The organism is Pseudomonadota bacterium (assembly GCA_018817425.1).
Taxonomy (GTDB): domain Bacteria; phylum Desulfobacterota; class Desulfobacteria; order Desulfobacterales; family RPRI01; genus RPRI01.
Genome location: JAHITX010000107.1, coordinates 1 through 4,007 on the forward strand (window position 1 = coordinate 1; position 4,007 = coordinate 4,007).

General features: G+C 42.7%; 2 protein-coding genes. Both read left to right on the top strand.

Going from position 1 to position 4,007, the window contains the following annotated elements; translation table 11 throughout:
* Nucleotides 1–459: 459 nt before the first annotated feature.
* Nucleotides 460–2,874, top strand: a complete 2,415-nt coding sequence (locus KKC46_18550) for an MMPL family transporter (protein MBU1055804.1) — start codon at nt 460–462, stop codon at nt 2,872–2,874.
* Nucleotides 2,875–2,986: 112 nt separating this feature from the next.
* Nucleotides 2,987–4,006: a hypothetical protein gene (locus KKC46_18555; protein MBU1055805.1), complete on the top strand. Its 1,020-nt coding sequence runs from the start codon at nt 2,987–2,989 to the stop codon at nt 4,004–4,006.
* Nucleotide 4,007: the final 1 nt, after the last annotated feature.

Here is a 4,007-nt window from a genome sequence, read left to right on the forward strand (position 1 = left end):
CGCCATGCTACAGCCGGATGGGTTCAAAACGGCCCACCTGAAAAAAGCAGTATGTTTATGCCCGAATCCAAAATGTCACCAAAAATGTTCACGAAAGAATATATAATGCGGATGTCCAAATAGAAGAACCGTTAATCCACCCTATCGCGGATTAACGATAGGCAGTTTGGGGGCTTATTCCATACATTAGGGTTTTTAAACCCATGCATAGGAGTAGCCCCCCTTTTATAAAATTTTAGTAAATGAAGTGCATTTATAGTTGGGCACAGGTGAGAATTATTTATTAAGTAAGATGAATTTAATTTTGGCCTCTGCCAGAATTTTTAGTTATAATCCCCGTCGGGATATACAAATCTGCATATCGATAAAATATATAGCTGTTTTTCTGGGATTAAATTAGCCTAAACTTCATGGCTATCCTTGAGTGAAAATAACAATAATTTTTGTGAGGAAAGATTGATGACAAACCAAAGCAAAAAGTCAATTTGGTTAAGGTTGGTCGAGTTTCATGTAGGCCATCCGATTCTGATGTTAGGCCTGATTATTATAGGCACTGTATTTTTTGGTTATAAGTGCTTAACCCTGAGGATCCATACCGATTTTTTTGATCTTTACCCACCAAAACATGAATATATCCAGCTTTACAAGCAATACCGAAAAATGTTCGGCACCGCAAACTTGATGAGCATAGTTATCGAGGTAAAAAATGGGGATATCTATAATATCGAAACCCTCAAAAAAATTGATAAGATTACAAAATTTGTAATGACTATCGATGGGGTGGATAATCTACAGATTATATCTCTTACTCATCCCAGGTTAAAGAATTTCGGTGTGGGTAATGATGGTCTCAGAGCTGTTCCCATAATGAGGGCTATGCCCCGATCGCCTGAAGAGCTTAAAAGATTGAAAGAAATAGTCTATAGCAATGCGAACGTCCGTGGTGTATATGTCAGCATGGATGATAAAGCCTCATTGATTGGCGCCGGTTTTTGGGAAGAAGGCCTTGATCTGAATAATCTATTTAATGAAATGCAAAAGATTAAGGCTGAAGTGGAGGATGAGAATCACACCCTTTACGTTACCGGCTACCCGATGCTTTATGCATGGATAGCCCATTATACTCCTCAACTTTATAATGTTTTCATTGTAACTGCGATAGTGATGGTCATACTGCTTTGGTGGTATTTTCGTACATTCCTGGGTATATTCTTTCCATTTGTATCCGCAATTGTGAGTGCAATCTGGGGCCTGGGTTTTGCATCCGCGCTACACATCAATGTTGACCCATTGGTTCTGGTGGTTCCGCTGCTTTTATCGGCAAGGGCCTTGAGCCACTCTGTCCAGTCCATGGAGCGCTATCATGAGGAATATGCCACATCAGGAGATCAGCAGCAGGCAATAATCAATGCCTACGGATATCTTTATAAACCTGGTATTTTGGGACTGATCACCGATGGTCTGGGGGTACTCACAATCGCTGTAGCCAGCATACCTTTGATGCAGAATCTGGCCATATATGGCAGTTTCTGGATTATCTCTATTTATGTAAGTTCGGTAGTTATGCAGCCTGTGCTTGTTTCGCTCCTGCCGCCACCTAAATTAAAGCACATTAAGAAGGGAGAGGCTGAGGCTCCGGACGAAAATTTGTCACCCGAGGAGAAACGCAAACAGATCACGTCGCGGCCTGGCGATAAGATATACATAAAGATAGGGGAGTTTCTAATTACCTTATCCCAGGGAAACCGCAAGTGGATTGTTCTGGCCCTTGTAGTACTGGTTATTTTTGGAGGCGGTTTTATTACACAGAAATATTTAAAGGTGGGAGATGTCAGCGCCGGCAGGGCAATACTCTATCCGAATCATGTTTACAATCTTGCTTCGGATGTGGTGAACAAGGATTTTGTCGGCTCCAGTCAGATGGTAGTACTTGCTGAAGGCGATAAGGAAGGAGCAATTGCTGACGCTGAAACCATCAGGCTTATCAGTGAGATGGGCATTTATGCTACCAACAACATTCCCGAAGTCGGAGGGGCCGTTACTATCAGCGACATGTTAAAAAATGTTTTCCGGATATTCCACGACGGACATCCTAAATGGTCCATGTTGCCTGAAACACACTTCGATGTTGCAAATGTAATAGGCTTGGTAGCAGGATCATCAACAGGTGGAAGTATGGATCGTTTCATTTCAGGGGATAAGAAAAATGCAGCTGTAACCCTCTACTTCTCCAACTACAATAATAAAGTCCTCACCAATTCTATAGCGACCCTCAAGGAATATATCAAGGAGAACCCGGCTAAGCGTGTGACGTTCCGTTTGGCCGGTGGTATTCTTGGCATCCTTGCCGCTGTTAATGAGGAAGTGGAATGGTCCTACTGGATAAATATGGCGCTCATCTTTGGCTTTACATTCCTTTTTTGTACAATTGCATACAGGACTTTCTGGGGCGCTTTGGTCTTGTTTATTCCTCTGCTTGTATCACAGGTTTTAAGTGACCTTTTAATGCTTACACTGGGGATTGATATGAACATTAATTCTCTGCCGGTTGCCTCTGTGGGCGTTGGCATAGGTGTTGACTACGGCATCTATATTTTAAGCCGGCTTGCTGAAGAATACCAGTTCAGCAAAGGCGATTACAGAAAGGCACGTTACATAGCAATCACCACAACAGGGAAGGCTATCATTTTTACTGCAACTACTTTGGTCTTTTCCGTTATTTTCTTTGTATTCGCCGATTTCAAATTTCAGGCTGAGATGGCGATCCTTTTGGCCTTCCTGTTGGTTGCCAACATGGTGGGTGCACTAACCGTACTGCCGGCTCTGGTTTCAATTATCGGCCCGGAAAAGATATTGCCGAAGTACAGGGCTTAATACTAAAACAGATTGCTATTACAATATGTTGCCTTTGTATGGAACAGATTGAATTCTGTCCACCGGCAACAGCGCCTGATAAATTCCGTAATAACAGAGAGGAATAAAATCCATGAAAAAAAAGGTTGAAAATAAGATGGAAAGGAAAAGTGCCCAACTTATTGTCTTGCTATTGATGTCCGCATTATTAATATTTTCCAGCAGCCTTGCTTTTGCTGCATCCAAGAAACATGGGTTCCGAAACAGCATTTTTTCATTATGTTTTGTGAATGAGAAGGAAGGTTGGGCGGTAGGCGATCGTGGAGAAATTGATCATACCACAGACGGGGGTTTGAACTGGGAGAAACAGGATTCCGGAACAAATATGTTGCTTTTATCTGTTTCCTTTTGCAATCCCAAGGTAGGATGGATTGTAGGCAAGGGCAGTACTATTCTTTATACCATTGACGGTGGCAAAACCTGGAAAAAACAGACTACGCCGAAAAGAAAGCACCTGTTTACAGTAAAAGCCCTGAGTCCGGAAAAATGTGTGGCCATAGGTGATTGGGGTACGATTTTCTACACAGGTGATGCCGGAAAGACCTGGGAGGATAAAACATATCCGAAAGATGTTATTTTTTATAACATGGTCTTCCTTGGAGAAGAAGAGGGTTGGATAGCCGGTGAGTTCGGCACTATACTGCATACTATGGATGGAGGTATTACCTGGAACCTTCAGGAAACGGGAACTGAAAATACGCTGTTTGGTATTTCCTTTTCTTCAAAAACCCACGGAGTTGTGGTAGGTTTGAGCGGCACGATGCTTCGAACGGAAGACGGCGGTATAACGTGGAATCCGGTAACCCTGGCGCCCGATGAGAAAGGCGAGATGCCGACGTTTTATGAAGTTAAAATGCAGGGTGATTTTGGTATCGCGGTAGGAGACCGTGGGGCGATTATAACTAGCCAAGACGGCGGAAAAACGTGGCAGCAAATGGAAACCTCAATGGATATAAAACTGGCCTGGTTCAGCGGTCTGGATCTCTTGGGTGATAAAAAAGCCATCTTTGCCGGTGCGCGTGCTATGACCATAATAAGTGAAGGTAAGAAGATAACACTGATGGGATATTTACCAAATTTACAGAAAAAGTAAA